Below are 17574 nucleotides of genomic sequence, written 5' to 3'. Positions count from 1 at the left end.
GAAAAAGGAGCGATCGCATGAGCAGCAACCCCTTCGAGGACCCCGAGGGCACCTACCTCGTCCTTGTCAACGACGAGGGGCAGCACTCCCTGTGGCCGGCGTTCATCGAGGTGCCCGAGGGGTGGAGCACCGCCCTTGAGGCGACCGCACGCGACGCGGCCCTCGACTACATCAACACCCACTGGACCGACATGCGCCCCGCCAGCCTGGTGCGGGCGATGGAAGGCGCCGACGCCTCCTGATCCTCCCGTGTGGCCCGCCCGCGAGCGCTCCTCGGCGCCCGGGGGCGGGCCACACGGCTGTCCGCGGCCGGACGCCGCCGGCGGACCCACGGCCGCGGACGGCGCACGGGCCCGGGCGCACATCCCGGACGACGCACGACCCAGACGACGCACGCTGCAGACGACACCAAGGGGGAATCCCAGATGCCGGTCGTTCCGGTCAACGGCATACGCCTTCACTACGAGGACACCGGCGCGGGCGAGCCGGTCGTGCTCATCCAGGGGACGGGCGGCGGCGCCACCGTGTGGCAGCTGCACCAGGTGCCCGCGCTCACCGCCGCCGGGTTCCGCGCGATCACCTTCGACAACCGGGGCATCCCGCCGACCTCGGAGTGCCCCGAGGGCTTCACCCTCCGGGACCTGGTGGGCGATGTCGCCGGCCTCGTGGAGCGGCTCGGGCTGGGCCCGGTCCGGGTCGTCGGCACCTCGATGGGCGCCTTCGTCGCCCAGGAGCTCGCCCTCGCCCGGCCCGACCTGGTGAGCCGGGTCGTGCTGATGGCCACCCGCGGCCGCACCGACACCCTGCGGGCGGCCCTCACCCGGGCCGAGATCGAGCTGCACGACTCCGGGGTTTCGCTGCCGCCCCGCTACGCCGCCGTGCTGCGCGCCCTGAAGTCGCTGTCGCCGCGCACCCTCGACGACGACGCCGCGCTGGCCGACTGGCTGGACCTGTTCGAGCTGGCGCCGCCGGCCGGCCCCGGCCTGCGGGCCCAGATGGAGGTGAGCCGGCTGGACGACCGGCTCGACGCCTACCGCGGCATCGGCGTGCCCTGCCAGGTGATCGCCTTCGCGGACGACGTGGTCACCCCGCCGCACCTGGGCCGGGAGGTCGCGAACGCGATCCCGGGCGCGGTGTTCGAGCTCGTCGAGGGCTGCGGCCACTACGGCTACCTGGAGGACCCGGACACCGTGAACAAGCTCATGGTGGAGTTCCTGCACGGCGGGAGCGACTGACCCACCGCGGCCGAGCGGTCGCGGCGATCCGCCGAACGCACACGAGCGTCCGGCCGGCCCGGGGAGAACCGGGGCCGGCCGGACGCTCGTGCGTTGCGGCGCGGTGCGCGGCGCACGGAGAGGGGGGAGAGGTGCCCGACGGGGGCCCGGGCGCCTCTCCCCCCTCGTTCGGGGGACCTGCCTACTGCTGGTAGGTGTCAGGTCGGTCGTGGCCCTGGGGCCGCGGCGGGGGCCACGCCTGCGTCAGGTGGGGCTGGCGGCCGTAGCCGTCGCCGCCCGACCCGTACGACTGCTCGGCCGGCTGGTAGGCCGGCGCCGGGGCGCCGTAGCCGTTCGAGGCGCCGTCGCCGCGGTCCGGCACCGCGTAGGGGACGTACGGCTCCGCGAAGGGCGGCTCGTCCACCAGCTCCGGCTCCCGGTGGCCCCGGCCGGCGAGCGCCGCGCGCTGTCCGCGACGGCCGCCGGGCAGGCCGCCCGGCCACCAGTTCCACGAGCCCAGCGCCGCCATCAGGGCCGGCAGGACGAAGATGCGGATGACCACGGCGTCCAGCAGGATCGCCGCCGCCAGGCCGACGCCCAGCTGCTTGAACTCGACCATGCTCAGGGTTCCGAAGATCGCGAACACCCCGACCATGACGACCGCCGCGCTGGTGACGACCCCGGCGGAGCGGGTGATGCCGTCGCGGACGGCCTCCTTGACGTTCACCCCGCCGAGGGCGGCCTCACGGATCCGGCTCACCACGAACACGTGGTAGTCCATCGAGAGGCCGAACAGCACCACGAAGAGGAACAGCGGCAGCCAGGAGACCACCGCGCCGGTGCTGTGGAAGTCCAGCAGCTTCTCGGCCCAGGTGTGCTGGAAGACCGCGACGAGCACGCCGAACGCGGCGGCGGCCGACAGCAGGTTCAGCAGGATCGCGGAGAGCGCCACGGCGAGCGAGCGGAAGATGTACGCCATGGTGACGAAGGTCAGCAGCAGGATGAAGCCCACCACCCACGGCATCCGGTCCTTCAGGTGGCCGGTGAAGTCGATGCCCTGCGCCACCTTGCCGCCCACGCCGGTCTCGACGCCGGGCACGCCCTGGACGGCCTCGGGCACCCAGGTGCGCAGCAGGTCGAGGGACTGCCGGGCGCCGTCGCTCTTCGGCGAGTGCGGGGTGCCGACCTGCACCACGTGCACGGTCCGGTCCTGCGACTCGCGGACCTCGGGCGTCTGGTCGTGGGCGAAGAGCGGGTCGGCGGCGGTGCGGGCGAGCAGGCCGCCGAGGGCGGCCTTGACCTTGTCGGCCTGGTCACCGGGGGCGCGGACGGCCACCTGGTGCGTGGTGCCCTTGCTGGGGAACGCCGCGGTGAGGCGGTCCATCGCCTGGACGACCGGGATGTCGCGGGACAGGTCGTCGGACCCGGGCTGCTTCAGGCTCATGTCGAGGGCGGGCAGGGCCAGGGCCAGCAGCGCGCCGACGGACACCACGAGCGTGAGCACGGGCCGGACCAGGGCCGGCTTCAGCAGCGCGCGCCACAGCTTGGACTCGCCGGAGCGCATCGTCAGCCGCCACAGGAAGGGGACCCTGGGCCGGTCGACCCAGCGGCCGAGCTTGGCGAGCAGCGCGGGGAGCACGGTCAGCGAGGCCAGGACGGCGACGGCCACGACGATGATGGACCCGGTGGCCAGCGAGGCGAAGGTGGCCTCCTGGGCCAGGTAGAGCCCGGCCATCGACACGATCACGGTGGCGCCGGACACCAGGACGGTGTGGCCCGAGGTCTCCGCGGCGATCTCGATGGCGTCGATCCGGGACGCGCCCTTCTGGCGCTCCTCGCGTTCCCGCTTGAGGTAGAAGAGCGAGTAGTCCACACCGACGGCCATGCCCATGAGCAGGATGACGTTGCTCACCGCGCTGGTCTCGGGCAGCACGTGCGAGGCCAGCGCCGACAGGCCGGTCGCGGCGCCGACGCAGGAGATCGCGAGGACCACGGGCACGCCGGCGGCGATGATCGCGCCGAAGACGACCAGCAGGATCAGCATGGTCAGCGGCAGGCTGATGAACTCGGCCTTCTGGAAGTCCTTGCCCAGGGTCTCGGTGAGCCCCTTCGCCGTCGAGCCGGTGCCGACCTGGTCGACCCGCAGGCCCGGGTGGGCGTTCTGGACCGCCGTGCTGGCGTCGAGCAGCGGCTGGATGCGCCGGTCGGCGTTCTCGGTGTCCCCCTTCATGGTCACCGGGAGCAGCAGGGCCTTGCCGTCCGGGGAGGGCACCGGCTTGCCGACGCTCTCGACCTCCGGCAGGGCCTTCATCCGGTCGGCGAGCTCCTGGGCCGCCTGCTGGGCGGCCTTGGTGTCCAGCGCCCCGCCGGCGCCGGCCGTGATCAGGACGTTCTCCTCGGGCTTCTCGGTGAAGTGGCCGGAGGCGACGATCCTGCCCGAGCGGCCGGACTCGCCGACCCCGGACTCCTGGTCGCTGATCTTGTTGCTCCCGGCGGCCCCGCCCAGGAAGAGGCAGGCCGCGACGAAGACCACCCAGAGCCCGATGGCGGACCACGGATGTGTGGCACTCCACCGCGCGACCCGTACCGTTGCCGGCTTCTTTCGCACGTTCTGCTTCCTTCCATTGCTGCGGAAACCGCTCGGGCGGCTGCCGTCGTGGCGATGGGGAAAACGCTAGTTCCGGGCGCCGGTCCGGGACACGAGGTAAACCGCCGGGGTGCCCCCAGTTTTCCGCAGTCCGTGGCCTGCGGGTTCCCGTAACGCGGGCGGTGCGGTTTCCCGTAATGCGCCCGACGGAAATCTTGACCGGACTGAATCCGGCGGCTAGCTTCAGTTTCCGGTTCGCCCTTTCGGATCGCACGGCTCGGTAAATCCGTCGACAGGAAGATGCCACTCCGTGGCATTAGGCAAGGGGAAAAAATGGAAACTGTGGTCCTCACCCGGCAGCATATTGCCAAGATCGTCAAGGAAAAGGGCTTCGATCATTTCATGGACCGGATGATCTCCCGTCTGGGCGAGGCGTTCCGGGCCGGCGGGCACGGCGGCGTGACCCCGGCCCGGGAGGGATTCCTGCGCGGTCCGGGGGACACCGCGATCATCGAATGGATGCCGCACCATCGGCCCGGCGACTCCGTCACCATCAAGACCGTGGGCTACACGCCGTACAACCCGGAGGAGCACCGGCTGCCCACCATCATCGGGTCCATGACCCGGTACGACGACGTGACGGGCCGTCTGCTGGCGGTCTGCGACGGGATCCTGCCCACGGCCATCCGGACCGGCGCCGCCTCGGCGATCGCCAGCCGGCTGCTGGCCCGCCCGGACAGCCGGGTGCTCGGCCTGGTCGGGGCCGGCGCACAGGCCGTCACCCAGGCCCACGCCCTCAGTCGGGTCTTCCCACTGGAGCGGATCGTCGTCCACGACATCGACCCGGCCCACGCGCGGTCCTTCGCCGAACGCGTGGAGTTCCTCGGGCTGGACGTCCGGGTGGCACCGGTCGCCGAGATCGAGGCCAGCGCCGACATCATCTGCACCGTCACCTCGGTGGCGGTCGGCGGCGGCCCGGTGCTGCTCGGCGAGCACCTGCTCCCGCACGCGCACGTCAACGCCATCGGGGCGGACCTGATCGGCAAGTTCGAGGTGCCCCTGCACGTCCTGCGGTCGGCCTTCGTCACGGCCGACCACCGCGGGCAGGCGCTGCGCGAGGGCGAGTGCCAGCAGCTGGCGGAGGGCGACCTCGGGCCCGACCTGATGGAGCTGTGCGCGGACCCGGCCCTCGCCGAGGCGCACCGGGACGGCCTGACCGTCTTCGACTCCACCGGCTTCGCGCTGGAGGACCACGTGGCCTTCGACGTCCTGCTGGAGCTCGCCGCCGAGGGCGGGATGGGCGACCACGTCCAGATCGAGCACCTGCCCGAGGACGCGCTGAACCCCTACGCCTTCGCGTAGCGGCGGTCCCCGCGGCACCGGACCCGGGCCGCCCCCGTGCCGTCGACCCGGCACGGGGACGGCCCGTTCGTCCGTTTCCGGCTCCGGCAGGCAGGCAGGCAGGCAGGCAGGCGGTCGGGCGGTCGGGCGGTCGGTCGGGCGGACCTCAGGACTCCAGGTACCGCAGGACCGCCAGGATCCGCCGGCTGTAGCCGGTGGTGTGGCTCAACTCCAGCTTGTCGAAGACGGTGTTGAGGTTCTTCTCCACCGAACTCAGCGAGATGTGCAGCTTCTGCGCGATGGCCGTGTTGGTGTGCCCCTGCGCCAGCGCCTCCAGCACGGTGCGCTCGCGCGGGGTCAGCCGGGCCAGCGGATCGCCGTGCGTGGTGCGGATGACCAGCTGCCGGATGACCTCCGGGTCGATCGCCGCCCCGCCCGCGTGGATCCGCTCCAGCGCGTCGAGGAACTCCTCGACCTGGGCCACCCGGTCCTTGAGCAGGTAGCCGACCCGCTCCGCGTTGGACGCCAGCAGCTTGGCCGCGTAGTTGCGCTCGATGTGCTGGGAGAGCACCAGCACGCTCACCTCCGGCCAGCGCTCGCGGATCTCCACGGCCGCCCGCAGCCCCTCGTCGGTGTGGGTCGGGGGCATCCGGATGTCGAGGACGACGACGTCCGGCTTCTGCGCCTCGACCTCCTGGAGGAGCGTCGTCGCGTCGCCGAGGGCGGCCAGGACCTCGTGGCCCTCCTCGACGAGCAGCCGGACCAGGCCCTCCCTGAGCAGGGTCGAGTCCTCGGCGAGGATTACGCGCATGGGATCTCCGCGGTGATGGTGGTCGGTCCCCCCGGGGGGCTGTCGACATGCAGGACGCCGTCCAGCGCGGCCACCCGGCTGAGCAGCCCGGTCAGGCCGCTGCCGGCCGGGTCCGCGCAGCCCGTCCCGTTGTCCTCGACCCGGACGGTGAGCAGGGTGCCGCTGAGGGTCAGCCGCACCGAGATGGCGGTGGCCGAGGAGTGCTTGGCGGCGTTGGTCACGGACTCGGACACCACGAAGTAGGCGGCGGTCTCCACCGGCTTGGGCAGCGCCGCGCCGACCTCGAACTGCGTGCGCAGCGGAATGCTGCACCGCTCGGCCACCCCGCCCAGCGCCTCTTCCAGGCCGAGGCTGTCGAGCGCCGACGGGTACACCCGCCAGGCCACCTCGCGCAGTTCGGTCAGCACGCCCTGGGACTCCTCGTGGGCCTGCAGCAGCAGCGCGCCCGCCTGCTCGGGGTTGCGGCCCCGGCGGGCCCTGCCCAGCAGCATGCCCAGCGCCACCAGCCGCTGCTGGACGCCGTCGTGCAGATCGCGTTCGATGCGCCGGCGCTCGGCGTCCACGGCCTGGACCACCGCGGCACGGCTGGTGGCGAGTTCGTCGATCCGCCGCCGGAGCAGCTCCTGCTCGGAGGGCCCGAAGCACTCGCGGGCGATCCGGGTGTCCAGGGCCGCCAGCGAGTACAGGCCCTGCAGGTCGAGGAAGAGCAGGACACCGCCCAGCAGTGCCTGGGTGAGGAGTTGGTCCCAGTCGAGCGTCCCGCGGGTCGCCCCGTTGACCATCAGCCCGGCCAGCAGGACGCCGAAGCCGAGCAGTCCGATGACGACGGCGCAGAGCAGCCCGGTGTAGCAGCGCACCGCCAGGTAGCGCAGGAGCTTCTGGTCGGACGCCTTGTAGTGCTCGGGGAAGCGGTCGCCGAAGAAGACGGAGCGGCGGGTGCGTTCCAGGAGCGTCAGCCGGCGGGCCCCGGCCATCAGCACCTCCAGGGCGCTCGGCCGACTGCGCGGCCAGAGCAGGAAGGGGCCGAGGGCGGCACCGACGACGAGGAAGTGCAGCGCGCCGAGCATCGCGGTCAGACAGCCGATCAGCACTCCCAGGCTGCGGCGCGGCCAGGAGGGGGCCGGTGCGACGGCCTCGTCCTCCGCGACGCCCCGACCGTCCGGAAACCCCGTCGGGTGGTGGGATGCCGCGCCCGCTGAATCTCCTCGCACGAGGCCCGAGCCTAGTGCGGCGGCGCAGCCCGGGCAAGATCGCCAGGACGGCGCGGCGGCCTGGACGGTGCGCTCCGGCAGCACGGTCCCGGTCATGAACTGCGCCGCTGCTGCGACTGGTTGCGGTTGTGCAGCCGGAGCGTCAGGTAGCCGGCCAGGGCCACCACGACCACGGCCAGGACGACCTTGGACAGCACGCCGACGTACGTCTCCACCGTCTCCCACCGGTCGCCCAGCCAGTAGCCGGCCATCACCAGCACGCTGTTCCAGATGAGGCTGCCGAGGGTGGTGAGCATGATGAACTGCGGCAGGGCCATCCGCTCGACGCCGGCCGGCACGGAGATCAGACTGCGGAAGATCGGCACCATCCTGCCGAGGAAGACCGCCTTGGTGCCGTGCCTGGCGAACCACTGTTCGGTGCGTTCCAGGTCCGAGACCTTCACCAGCGGCAGCCGCGCCCAGATCGCGTGCATGCGCTCGCGGCCGAAGAGCAGGCCTATCCAGTAGAGGACCACCGCGCCGACGACCGAGCCCAGCGTCGTCCAGAACAGGGCCGACACGAGGCTGAGCACCCCCTGGCCGGCGGCGAAACCGGTCAGCGGCAGGATCACCTCGCTGGGCAGCGGCGGGAACAGGTTCTCCAGGGCGATCGCCAGGCCGGCGCCGGGGCCGCCCATCGTGTCGACGAGGTCGGCGGCCCAGCCCGCGATGCCGTCCGCGGGTTCCTGGGGCAGCGCCAGGAGCATGGGGTTCATGGTGGTCTCCAAGGCCGGCGGGGTCGGTCGGCCGGGGCGGCTGCCCCGATGCCCCTCCAACCTAGGAAGCGCTGTTCAGCGGCGGTATGAGGATTGCCGTCCGGTCCGGTGGTGTTCTCCGCAGGGCCGGTCCTGCGGAAACCCGGAGGGTCCGCGCGCCCGGCCCGGGCCGGGCGCCGCGGTCACCGGAATGCGCGGCAAACGCCGCTGACCCTTTCCTGCCAACCCGCTCGGATTTCCTTTTCCGGGTTGTCGGTCCGGGGCTACGTTGGATCTCGTTCGAGCGGTTCGTTCGAGCGAATCCATCCCTCACAACCGGAGGTCAGACATGGAGAAGGAAATCGAGACCGGTCTCGTCTACGAGGCCCCGGAGCTCTCCGAGCTCGGCGACTACGACGAGCTGACCCGTGGTGTCGGCTTCCCGCTGGCCGACTTCTTCATCCACTTCGACTAAGCCTCACAAAGGCCGGTCGTTGATCGGATGAATTGAACGGTGCCAGACGGCGGCGGAATGCGGGGGATTCCCCCCGCATTCCGCCCGCCGCTGCTCCCGGAATCGCGGAGGAACCATGCAAGAGAACCCGGATCCCCCTGGTCCCTGGTTCGTCGTCCTGCCCGACTGCGCGTCCGCGCTCCCGGTGGCCCGGCGACTGGGCGGCCACGTCGGATTCACCCTGAACCATGCCTCGGGGCGTCCCTGGGTGGTCGGACGGGCCCCGGACGGGAGCACCGGTGTCGCCTCGGCCGTCCACGCCCGGCACGGCACCACCGCGCTGCTGGTGACCGGCACCCACGCGCTGACCGCCGATCAGCTGGAGGGCTGGGCCAAGCGCGTACGGCACCCGGCCGACCTCGACGCGCTCGCCCGCTCCCTCGCCGGCAGCGCCCACCTGGTCGCGAGCATCGACGGCGAGATCCGCGTCCAGGGCACCGCCACGGGGGTGCGCCGCGTCTTCACCGCCACCGTCGACGGCTGCGCCCTCGCGTCCGACCGCGCCGACCTGCTCGCCGCCCTGGCCGACGCCCCGCTGGACCCGGTCCGCCTCACCGCGCGGCTGCTGGCCATGACCCCGTCGTCGCTCACCGAACCGCTGTGGACCGGTGTCGACCTCGTGCCCGCCGACAGCTGCCTGCTGATCGCCGCGAACGGCCGCTCCACGGTCCGGCCGTGGTGGCAGCCGCCGCCGCAGGACCTGGACCGCACGCAGGGCGCGCCCGCCCTGCGCCAGGCCCTCGCCGAGGCGGTCGCGGTCCGCGTCCGGGACGGCGCCGTGGTCGGATCCGACCTGTCGGGCGGCCTCGACTCCACCCCCCTCAGCTTCCTCGCCGCCGAAGCCACCGGCCGCGCCTCCGGCGGCCTCGTCACCGTGCGCATCGGGGTGGCGGACCCCACCCACGACGACCACATCTGGGCCGCCAAGGCGCAGGACCTGCTCGACGGCGACCACATCACGCACACCGTCTTCCGGCCCGGCGAACTGCCCGACATGTTCGAGGACGTGGCGAGCCCGATCACCGGCCTGGACGAGCCCACCCGCTGGATCCGCCCGGTCGCCAGGCTCAAGGAGACCGCCCGCCGGCTGGCCGCCGTCGGCGCCCGCGTGCACCTCACCGGACACGGCGGCGACGAAGTGCTGGCGGTCAAGCCCAGCTACCTGCACGACCTGACGCGCCGCCGCCCCGGCCTGGCCCGCGAACACCTCGCGGGCATGCGCGCCATGCGCCGCTGGTCCGCGTCCGCCACCGTCCGGGCCCTGGCCGACCGGCGCCCGTACGGCGTCTGGCTGGCCGCCGAGGCCGAGGACCTGACCAAGCCCTTCCCGCCGGCCAACGCGCCGCTGTTCGGCTGGGAGTACCCGCTGCGCCTGCCGCCGTGGGTCACCGCCGACGCCGCGTCCGGCCTGATCGCCGAGATGCGCCGACGTGCCGACGGGGCGCGGTCCTACGCCCCGACCCGCTCCGCGCACACCACCATCGACCTGGCCCGCCAGCTCGGCGCGGCGGTGCGCCTCGCGGAGTTCGTCACCGGCGCCGAGGGCGCCGTCCTCCAGGCCCCCTACCTGGACGACCGGGTGATGGAGGCCTGTCTGGCGGTCCGCCCGGAGGAGCGCAGCTCCCCGTGGACGTACAAGCCGCTCATGGTCGAGGCGATGCGCGGCACGATGCCCGAGGGGTCGCTCAACCGGGCGACCAAGGGCGAGTTCTCCGACGACTTCTTCCGCGGCCAGCAGCGCCACCGCGGCCAGCTCGCCGAACTGTTCGAGCAGCCGCTGCTGGCCGGGCTCGGCCTGGTCGACGCCGCGACGCTGCGCCACATGGCGCTGTCCGCCTACCCGCCCGGCCTGCCCTGGGGCGCCCTCGACTCCACCATGGCCGTCGAGAACTGGCTGCGCGCCCGGGCCCGGTGGAACCTGGCGCCGGCCGACGCCCCCGCAACCGAACCGACCGATTCGAACCACGGGAAGGACGACCGTGTCCCTCAACCTCGCTGACGGTGTGTCGATCGCCGAGACCGACGACGGCGCGGTGCTGCTCGACGAGCGGTCGGGCCGCTACTGGCGGCTCAACGGCTCGGGCGCGCGCGTCCTCCAGGGCCTGCTCGCCGGGCGCGACGCCCGGGAGGCGGCCGTCGACGCGGCCGGCGGTGCCCGGGTGGCGCCCGAGCAGGCCGCGCAGGACGCCGCCGGCCTCCTCGCCAAGCTGCGCGCGGCCGGGCTGGTGACGCCGTGAGTTCGCCCGTCGCCATCACCGACCGCCCCCGGCTGGCCGCGCACCGGCGCGTGCTGCCGTGGCTGGCGACGGTGGTGGCCCGGGCCCTGATGCACCAGCCGCCGGCCCGGATCCGCACGGTCCTGGAGTTCCTGCGCCGGGGCGCCCGGCCGTCCACCGTCCGGGAGGCGAGCCGCGCCCGGTCCGCGGTCGTCGCGGTGAGCGTCAGCTGCGCCGGCGAGGGCTGCGTCCAGCGCTCCCTGGCCACCGCCCTGCTCTGCCGGCTGCACGGCCACTGGCCCACCTGGTGCTCGGGCGTGCGGGTGGTCCCCTTCCTGGCGCACGCCTGGGTGGAGGTCGACGGCGAACCGGTCGACGAGCCGTACCCGCGCGGCTACCACACGACCCTGATCCGGGTGCCCCCGCTGGAGCGGTCATGAGGACGACGGAACTGACGGACTTCGGCCTCGGGCTGCGGATCGACGGCTTCGAGCCCGGCTCCCACAGCCCGCGGATGCTGCGCACCCTGCTGTGGGAGTACGGCGTGCTGCACCTGACCGGGTTCCCGCGCGACCCGGCGGAGTTCAGCGGGCTGGCGCGCTGGTTCGGCGAGCCCGAGACGGTCTTCCCCGCCGAGCACCGGGCGCCCGGTCACCCCGAGGTGCGTCTCCAGACGAACGTCCGCGGGCTGGGTGCCAACGCGGGCGGGCAGTACTGGCACGCCGACGGGTCCTTCGCGCCGACGCGCTCCCTGGTCACCCTGCTGACCTGCGACGAGGCCCCGCAGGAGGAGGGCGAGACGCTCTTCGCGGACCTGCGTGCCGGGTACGCGGACCTGCCCGAGGAGCTCCGGGCGGAGGTGTCCGGCCTGAACGGCGGCTTCCCGTGCCGGCAGATCGCCGAGCAGGACATGCGGCGGGCGACGGCGATGCGCACCGTGGTGCTGTCCGAGGAGGAACGGCGGCGCAAGCTCGCCGAACTGACCGACTTCGTCCGGCCCCTGGTGGCGACGCACCACGCCACGGGGCGGGAGGTCCTCGTCCTCAACGAGCACTGGCTGCGGGACGTCCCGGGCCGCTCGCCGGCCGACGGCCGGCGTCTGCTCGGGCTGCTCTACGGCACGGTGACCCGGCCGGCGAACGTGTACCGGCACCGCTGGGCGGTCGGCGACGTCCTGGTCTGGGACAACACCTCGGTGCTGCACAAGGCCGTGCCGGCCGCGCCCGGCCGGCGGAAGATCACCCGGCGGATCACCAGCGCCGCGCCGCAGCCGGTGCCGCAGCCGCTGCCGGTGCCGGTGCCGCAGCCGGTGCCGCAGCCGCTGCCGGAGCCGGTCCTTCCCCTCGTGCCCTGACCGCCGGGCCCCTGATCGCCGAGGCCTTCGCCGTCGCCCCCCGACGACGGCGAAGGCCTCGGGCGCAGCGGCCGGCCGCCCGCCGCGTCGGTTCCCCCACGACCGCCGCGGTCGGCCTCCGGCTGCGGCGGCCCCCACGACCGCCGCAGCCGGCCGCCGGCCCCTGAACTGCCCGCTCCGTGCGGGCGGATGTGAAATCTTCACGCGGACGCCGTGACCCCGGAGGTGTCTGCGCCGGACCGGCCGCGCCATACTGGCGGCGACATCAGTTTCGGCCGGGAAGGCCCCAGTGAGCGACACGAGTGAGCATCAGGTGGTGCACCTCTGGTCGCTGGACGAGGACGTCGCCGTCGTCCCGGGCGACGGCGAGACGGAGACCGTCCTCAGCGGTCGGTGGGGTGTCCAACGGCTCCGGGTGGACGGCTACGGCCTGGTGCGCGAGGCCCTGCGGCGGATGCAGCTGGGGCCGGTGCGCCTGAGCAACGTGGAACACCCGCCCGGCACCGGCGGGGGCGTGCCGCCGGACCGGATCCTGCTGCCGGCCCTGCGGCAGGTCGCCCACCTGGTGGTGCGCACCCTCGCGATGGACGACCTGGTGGGCCCGCTGCTGTCGGTGTACCCGTTGAGCCCCAAGGCGGCCTTCACCCTGGTCGGACTTCCGGTGCGGCGCCTGCGGCTGGTGCTCGGCGCGTCCCTGGTGGTCCGGACCGAGGGCGTGGTGCTGGAGACGCCGACCAGCCCGTACCGGGTGGTGGTGCACCGTCCCGAGGCGTTCTGGGTCATCGGCATGCTGGCCCGGCCGTGCCTGCTGGAGGACGCGGTGGCCGCGCTCCCGTTGCCGCCGGGTGTCACCCGGGGCGTCATCGGGTACCTGCGGGCGGCCGGGATGGCCGTTCCGGCCGACCCGGTCCGTCCGCCCCGGGACGACGCCCTTACGGGCCCGCCCCGGTGACGGACGGTCGGGTCCTACAGCAGCCAGCCCGCCTCGCGGGCGGCGCGGATCGCGTCGACCCGGTTGCGCGCGTTGAGCTTGGAGACGATCGTCGTCAGGTAGTTGCGCACGGTGCCCGCGGAGAGCCGCAGCAGTTTGGCGATCTCGACCGGGTCGTGGCCCTCGGAGGCGAGCTGGAGGACCTCGGTCTCCCGTTCGGTCAGCGGGGTCTCCTCGCTGTTCCAGGTGTCCAGTGCGAGCTGCGGGTCGATCACCCGCTGCCCGGCCGCCACCCGGCGTATCGCGCTGGCCAGTTCACCGGGCGGCGCGTCCTTGAGCAGGTAGCCGGAGACCTGGGCCATCAGGGCCCGTCGCAGGGTGCCGGGGCGTCCCAGGTTGGTCAGGATCAGGGTGCGGCACTCGGGCAGCCGCTCCCGCAGGCGGGCGGCTGCCGTCAGCCCGTCGACGCCGGGCAGGTCGATGTCGACGACGGCCACGTCGGGCCGGTGCTCCAGGGCCGCCTGCACGATCTCGTCGCCGCGGGCGACCTCGGACACGACGGTGAGGTCGTCCTCCAGGTCCAGCAGCGCGACGAGCGCGCCGCGCACCATGTGCATGTCCTCGGCCAGCAGGATGCGGATCTCCATGACACAACACTCCTCTGCGGCCGCGCGGGCCTGGGGTGGGGGCGGGAGGATCCGGACGTGGGGGGTCCGGAGCGGGCTCGGGTGGCGGGCGGTCAGGCGGCCGGGCCGCTGTGCGGCAGTGCGGACGGCTCCCCGGTCTCCCAGGGCTCGGTGTCCTCCGCGGCCTCCCGCTGCCCGGGGACGGCGGAGACCGGGGCCTCCGCGACGACCCGGAACGTTCCGTCGCACCCGTGGGCGATGGTCAGCCGGCCGGAGACGGAGTGCAGTCGCATCCGGAGGTTCTCCAGGCCTGCGCCGCTGTGCTGCGAGGTGTCCCGGTAGTCCGGGTCCACCCCGTCGTTGGTCACCACGAGCCGTACCCGGCCGCCGTTCTGGACGGCCTCGATGGAACAGCGGCCGGCCCGTGAGTGGCGCAGCAGGTTGGTGATCGCCTCGCGCAGGACGGCCGCGAGCACCGTGTTGACCTGCGGGCCGAGCTCGCCGAGCCGCACGCTGGTGGTCAGCTCCACGTCGGTGGCTTCCAGCAGGGCGACGACCGAGGAGAGTTCGCTCTCCAGGGACATCTCGCGCAGACCGCGCGAGACCCGGCGGACGTCGGCCAGGGACTGCCGGGACAGCGTCAGGACGTCCTCGACCTCCGCCTTGGCGCGCTGCGGCTGGGCCAGGACGAGCCGGTGGATCAGCTCGCTCTTCAGGGTGATGGCGGACAGGCTGTAGCCGAGCAGGTCGTGCAGGTTGCGCGAGATGCGCAGCCGCTCCTGGATCACCGCCAGCCGGGCCAGTTCGTTCTGCGTCTCGTGCAACTGCCGTACCAGGGCGGCGAGCCGGGACAGCCCGTAGACGACGAGGCCGGTCAGCAGGGTCGACTGCGAGAGGTAGATGCTGTCGAGCAGCGGGCGTTCGTCGATCGCCGGAGGCACCAGCATGCTGAGTCCGACCACGCCGTACAGCGGCCAGCCGGCCCGGGGCGGCAGGAGCAGCAGCAGCGATCCGGCCAGGAACCCCGCCATGGCGCCCCACTGGGCGTTGAAGACCGGCATCGGCAGGTAGGTGAGCAGTGCCTGGATGCCGAGGGTCGTCCACTTCTGCGCGGCGGGCGCCTGTTCGGCCCCCGGCCGGGAGTGCTTCAACTGGAGGCAGAAGATGGCGACCAGGAAGAGCAGGCAGACCGCCATGTTGACGGGGGCCAGCTCGGTGCCCGCGATGTTGAGGGCCGTGATGCCGAGGTAACTCAGGAGCGCAGACGTCAGGATGAGGAGGGCGAAACGCGGGGCGGGCGGTGTGCGTTGGCCTCTCTCCGTTCCCTGCCCTCCGCTACCATCCGGTCGACTGCTGTCGTCGTGGCTGAGCTCATCGGGAACTTGCATTGTCTCCGCGGCCTTCTCTGCTCACATCCCCCTGCGAGCACGTCCGTCGATCATATCTTGGCGTACGGATGAAAGTTGACTAATCAACACATCCGATGACCTGCCCGGCGCGCGGTCGTCGATGACCCCGGGACGGGCACCCCGGCACGCGAACGCGACCCCTGGCCGGTCGAGGGCTCCGGGAGACCCGACCGGCAGGGGCCGCAGGTGCACGCGTCCGGGCGCACCCGTCCTGCTCTGCTAGACGAACAGCGGTACGGGGTTGAGTTGTTCCCGTCGAAGGGGCTCGCTCCGCCGCCCCAGGGCCACCGGCACGTCGAAGAGCCGGCCCGGCGCGAACCTCGCCCAGAACTGCCGCATCCCCGGCACGATCACCTTCACCACCGGGATCCCGAGGTCCTCCCTCGTCTGGTCGAGCACCAGGAGCTCCAGGCCGCGGTCCCGGACCAGGCCGGTGATCGCGGTGACGTCGTCCAGGAGGTCCCCGGTCGGCGCGTACGCCCAGTCCCCGGGGCGGCGGGGCGCCACCGCCGGATCGGGCGTCAGGTAGCGCTTGCCCGCGAGCGTCGCGGTGCGCCACCAGTCGAGCGCGTCCGGGTCGTCGATCCGGTACCCGGTGCCCTCCGCCGTCACCGCGCCGACGGCCGGGAGGAGCTGTCCCATCTCGGTCAGCGCGCGGCGCAGCGCCAGCCGCGGGTCGAAGTGGGCGCCGAACCCGAAGACGACGTCCTCGACGGGCTTGTCGGTGCGGCGCGACAGGGCCGCCATGACCGGGATCCCGAAGTCCGAGGTGAGGTCGAGCACGTGGACCGACCGGTTCAACCCGCGGTAGCCGTCCAGCAGTTCCGGCAGGTGGTCGTCGTCGAAGGCGGCCAGGTCCACCCCGGGCTGCCGGGTGCGATTGTACCACCACAGGGCGACGGCGTCCCGCTCCACCAGCTCCAGGAACCCCTGGACGAGCGCGTCCTCGGGGGTGCTGCCGGCCGCGTTGCCGTTGGAGTCCGCCCACAGGCCGTCGGGCGCGGCCTCCGCGCCGAAGTACAGCATCGACGTCGGCAGCAGCCGGTGGGTGCGCCCGGTCACCGACCAGACCTGCGTCCACTCGGTGGGCCGGGCCGGGTCGAACGGCACGGGCACGTACTGGAAGCGCGAACCGCGCGCGTTCCACCGGTCCCGCTCCCGGAACTGCTCCTCGCCGTACAACTGGACGGCGTTGGGGTGCAGGGCCGCCGGCCCGAGCCCGCGCAGCGAGTCGCGGACCACCGGCTCGTCGCCGTGCCGGGTGCCGCTGTGGCGCTCCACGGCCTCGCACAGGGCGCTCACCCGGGCCTCGGTCTCGGTCAGGCCCTTGCCGCCGCTCAGGCTGCGCAGCCCGGCCCGCAGGCCCGCGAGCGAGCGGCCGGGCATGGCGAGGTTGGGCCCGGACAGGAACGCCTGGAGGAAGTCCGGGCTGCCGGGAGCGCGCCGGATCTCCTTGACGATCCCGGTGACCGGGTCCACCAGGTGGCCGTGGCGCTCCAGCATCTGCCGGGGCGTCAGGGCGCGGTGCCCGTTGCCCGTTCCGGCGGCCTTGGGGCGCGACACCGGACGGAAGGGCGCCCGGACCCGCCGCGCCACCAGGCCCCGGTCCCCGCAGGACGGGCACTGCGGGATCCGGGAGACCGGATGGGCGGTGGTGGCCAGCGTCGCGGTGTCCAGGGTGCGGACGGAGGAGTGCTCCGGGCCGCGCAGCCCGCCGAGCCACTTCGCGGCCTCCAGCGCCGCCAGGTGCAGGGCGAGCATGCGGACCACGGGCAGGCTCGCGGGCGGCAGCGGCACCGGGTCGGGCCGGCCGAGCGAGTACCGGAGCAGCTCCTCCGAGTGGCGGTGGCCGCGCAGCCGGGACGCCAGGCAGTGCCAGCAGGGGCCCTCGCCCGGGCGGAACACCGGCCCGAACCACGGGTTCGACCAGCCCAGCCGGACCGGCAGCCAGGCCGTGCCGTCCCGGCGGTGCGCGGCGTCCACGTCCGCGAGGCGGGGGGAGAGGTAGTCGTCGCACAGCACCACGGACAGGTCCGCCGGCGCGTCCCCGTCCGCCGCCGGGTTCAGCCCGGCGCCGCTCAGGGCCGCGCGGGCCTCGGCGGGGTCCGTGTCGGTGCCGGTCAGTGCGAGGACCCGCACCCGGGCGCGGGCGAGCGAGGCCGGTACCCGGCCGCCGTCGAGCCCCAGCAGGTCCCAGAACGCCTCGGCGGCGGGGCCGGCGGGGCCGGCGTTGGCGGCGTCGGCGACGGGCGGCGGGCTGGACCGCGCGCGGTGCTCCGCCGGGCCTTCGGTATCCGTCCCGGTCCGGTGCTCCGCCCGGTTCCCGTCCGCCCCGTCGTCGCCGGCCTCGTCCGCCCACGCGGGTCGCACCCGGAGCAGGCCCGCGGAGGCCAGCGCCCGCAGGGAGCCGAGGGTCTCCTCGGCGGCGAGCGCCGGTGCCGCCTCCCGCAGTACGGCGGCCGTGCTGCGGCTGCCGTCCAGCAGCGGCGCCAGCACCTCGGCGTGATCTCCGCGCAGTGTGGTCAGCCCGCGTTGGGAGACCAGGTACACCGCCTGCCCGGGCACGGTCTCGGGCCGCAGGTGGCTCTTGAAGCCCACCCGGTCCGTGTCGCTGGTCACCAGCTGC

Annotated in this window: 16 protein-coding genes; 9 read left to right on the top strand and 7 right to left on the bottom strand. The window is 73.5% G+C overall.

What is annotated here, in order from left to right; translation table 11 throughout:
- Positions 1–17 precede the first annotated feature (17 nt).
- Together ABT048_RS01650 and ABT048_RS01645 are read left to right on the top strand one after the other, a co-directional pair.
- Positions 18–242, top strand: coding sequence for an MbtH family protein (locus tag ABT048_RS01650; protein WP_350519260.1), 225 nt, complete (start codon positions 18–20; stop codon positions 240–242).
- 183 nt (positions 243–425) lie between these two features.
- A complete protein-coding gene (locus tag ABT048_RS01645) occupies positions 426–1235 on the top strand; it encodes an alpha/beta fold hydrolase (RefSeq protein ID WP_350519259.1) in 810 nt (269 codons plus the stop codon).
- A 181-nt stretch (positions 1236–1416) separates the two neighbouring features.
- Here ABT048_RS01645 and ABT048_RS01640 read toward each other — a convergent pair whose 3' ends face one another.
- Complete coding sequence (locus tag ABT048_RS01640; protein ID WP_350519258.1) at positions 1417–3822, bottom strand: MMPL family transporter; 2406 nt, start codon at positions 3820–3822, stop codon at positions 1417–1419.
- A 312-nt stretch (positions 3823–4134) separates the two neighbouring features.
- Between ABT048_RS01640 and ABT048_RS01635 the strand changes: the two genes are divergently transcribed.
- Positions 4135–5163 (top strand): ornithine cyclodeaminase family protein, encoded by a 1029-nt coding sequence (locus tag ABT048_RS01635; RefSeq protein ID WP_350519257.1) that lies wholly within the window; start codon positions 4135–4137, stop codon positions 5161–5163.
- Between the two features lie 145 nt (positions 5164–5308).
- Here ABT048_RS01635 and ABT048_RS01630 read toward each other — a convergent pair whose 3' ends face one another.
- The 3 genes from ABT048_RS01630 to ABT048_RS01620 are packed head-to-tail and all read right to left on the bottom strand — an operon-like array spanning position 5309 to position 7919.
- The gene (locus ABT048_RS01630; RefSeq protein ID WP_350519256.1) at positions 5309–5953 is read right to left on the bottom strand and encodes a response regulator transcription factor; all 645 of its coding nucleotides are present in this window, start codon (positions 5951–5953) and stop codon (positions 5309–5311) included.
- Entirely contained in the window at positions 5944–7260 is a 1317-nt protein-coding gene (locus ABT048_RS01625) for a sensor histidine kinase (protein WP_402809836.1), read from the bottom strand. Before ABT048_RS01625 ends, ABT048_RS01630 begins: the two co-directional genes overlap by 10 nt.
- On the bottom strand, positions 7257–7919 hold the full coding sequence (locus ABT048_RS01620) for a DedA family protein (RefSeq protein WP_350519255.1): 663 nt from the start codon (positions 7917–7919) through the stop codon (positions 7257–7259). Before ABT048_RS01620 ends, ABT048_RS01625 begins: the two co-directional genes overlap by 4 nt.
- A 328-nt stretch (positions 7920–8247) precedes the next feature.
- Here ABT048_RS01620 and ABT048_RS01615 point away from each other — a divergent pair, with 328 nt between their 5' ends.
- The 6 genes from ABT048_RS01615 to ABT048_RS01590 all read left to right on the top strand — a co-directional run bounded on the left by ABT048_RS01615 (position 8248) and on the right by ABT048_RS01590 (position 12934).
- Positions 8248–8373 (top strand): lasso RiPP family leader peptide-containing protein, encoded by a 126-nt coding sequence (locus tag ABT048_RS01615; RefSeq protein WP_350519254.1) that lies wholly within the window; start codon positions 8248–8250, stop codon positions 8371–8373.
- A 115-nt stretch (positions 8374–8488) separates the two neighbouring features.
- The gene (locus ABT048_RS01610) at positions 8489–10411 is read left to right on the top strand and encodes an asparagine synthase-related protein (protein WP_350519253.1); all 1923 of its coding nucleotides are present in this window, start codon (positions 8489–8491) and stop codon (positions 10409–10411) included.
- Positions 10392–10649 (top strand): lasso peptide biosynthesis PqqD family chaperone, encoded by a 258-nt coding sequence (locus tag ABT048_RS01605; RefSeq protein WP_350519252.1) that lies wholly within the window; start codon positions 10392–10394, stop codon positions 10647–10649. The genes ABT048_RS01610 and ABT048_RS01605 overlap by 20 nt, the downstream gene beginning before the upstream one ends.
- Entirely contained in the window at positions 10646–11068 is a 423-nt protein-coding gene (locus tag ABT048_RS01600; protein WP_350519251.1) for a lasso peptide biosynthesis B2 protein, read from the top strand. Before ABT048_RS01605 ends, ABT048_RS01600 begins: the two co-directional genes overlap by 4 nt.
- Positions 11065–11982: a TauD/TfdA dioxygenase family protein gene (locus tag ABT048_RS01595; RefSeq protein WP_350519250.1), complete on the top strand. Its 918-nt coding sequence runs from the start codon at positions 11065–11067 to the stop codon at positions 11980–11982. Before ABT048_RS01600 ends, ABT048_RS01595 begins: the two co-directional genes overlap by 4 nt.
- Before the next feature lie 289 nt (positions 11983–12271).
- Entirely contained in the window at positions 12272–12934 is a 663-nt protein-coding gene (locus tag ABT048_RS01590; RefSeq protein ID WP_350519249.1) for an NADH oxidase, read from the top strand.
- A gap of 14 nt (positions 12935–12948) precedes the next feature.
- Here ABT048_RS01590 and ABT048_RS01585 read toward each other — a convergent pair whose 3' ends face one another.
- The 3 genes from ABT048_RS01585 to ABT048_RS01575 form a co-directional block, all read right to left on the bottom strand.
- The gene (locus ABT048_RS01585; protein ID WP_350519248.1) at positions 12949–13560 is read right to left on the bottom strand and encodes a response regulator transcription factor; all 612 of its coding nucleotides are present in this window, start codon (positions 13558–13560) and stop codon (positions 12949–12951) included.
- A 92-nt stretch (positions 13561–13652) separates the two neighbouring features.
- On the bottom strand, positions 13653–14927 hold the full coding sequence (locus ABT048_RS01580; RefSeq protein WP_350519247.1) for a sensor histidine kinase: 1275 nt from the start codon (positions 14925–14927) through the stop codon (positions 13653–13655).
- 240 nt (positions 14928–15167) lie between these two features.
- Positions 15168–17567, bottom strand: a complete 2400-nt coding sequence (locus ABT048_RS01575) for a TOMM precursor leader peptide-binding protein (protein WP_350519246.1) — start codon at positions 17565–17567, stop codon at positions 15168–15170.
- Positions 17568–17574 lie beyond the last annotated feature (7 nt).

The sequence above is a fragment of the Kitasatospora sp. NPDC096140 genome (genome assembly GCF_040303045.1).
GTDB lineage: Bacteria > Actinomycetota > Actinomycetes > Streptomycetales > Streptomycetaceae > Kitasatospora.
Note: the sequence above shows the minus strand (reverse complement) of the source record. Positions and strands in the feature narration are given on the sequence as shown.

Coding starts and splice junctions, on each gene's coding strand:
- ABT048_RS01650 (WP_350519260.1), top strand. CDS start 18: ATGAGCAGCAACCCCTTCGAGGACCCCGAGGGCACCTACCTCGTCCTT.
- ABT048_RS01645 (WP_350519259.1), top strand. CDS start 426: ATGCCGGTCGTTCCGGTCAACGGCATACGCCTTCACTACGAGGACACC.
- ABT048_RS01635 (WP_350519257.1), top strand. CDS start 4,135: ATGGAAACTGTGGTCCTCACCCGGCAGCATATTGCCAAGATCGTCAAG.
- ABT048_RS01630 (WP_350519256.1), bottom strand. CDS start 5,953: ATGCGCGTAATCCTCGCCGAGGACTCGACCCTGCTCAGGGAGGGCCTG.
- ABT048_RS01625 (WP_402809836.1), bottom strand. CDS start 7,260: ATGACCGGGACCGTGCTGCCGGAGCGCACCGTCCAGGCCGCCGCGCCG.
- ABT048_RS01620 (WP_350519255.1), bottom strand. CDS start 7,919: ATGAACCCCATGCTCCTGGCGCTGCCCCAGGAACCCGCGGACGGCATC.
- ABT048_RS01615 (WP_350519254.1), top strand. CDS start 8,248: ATGGAGAAGGAAATCGAGACCGGTCTCGTCTACGAGGCCCCGGAGCTC.
- ABT048_RS01610 (WP_350519253.1), top strand. CDS start 8,489: ATGCAAGAGAACCCGGATCCCCCTGGTCCCTGGTTCGTCGTCCTGCCC.
- ABT048_RS01595 (WP_350519250.1), top strand. CDS start 11,065: ATGAGGACGACGGAACTGACGGACTTCGGCCTCGGGCTGCGGATCGAC.
- ABT048_RS01585 (WP_350519248.1), bottom strand. CDS start 13,560: ATGGAGATCCGCATCCTGCTGGCCGAGGACATGCACATGGTGCGCGGC.
- ABT048_RS01580 (WP_350519247.1), bottom strand. CDS start 14,927: ATGCAAGTTCCCGATGAGCTCAGCCACGACGACAGCAGTCGACCGGAT.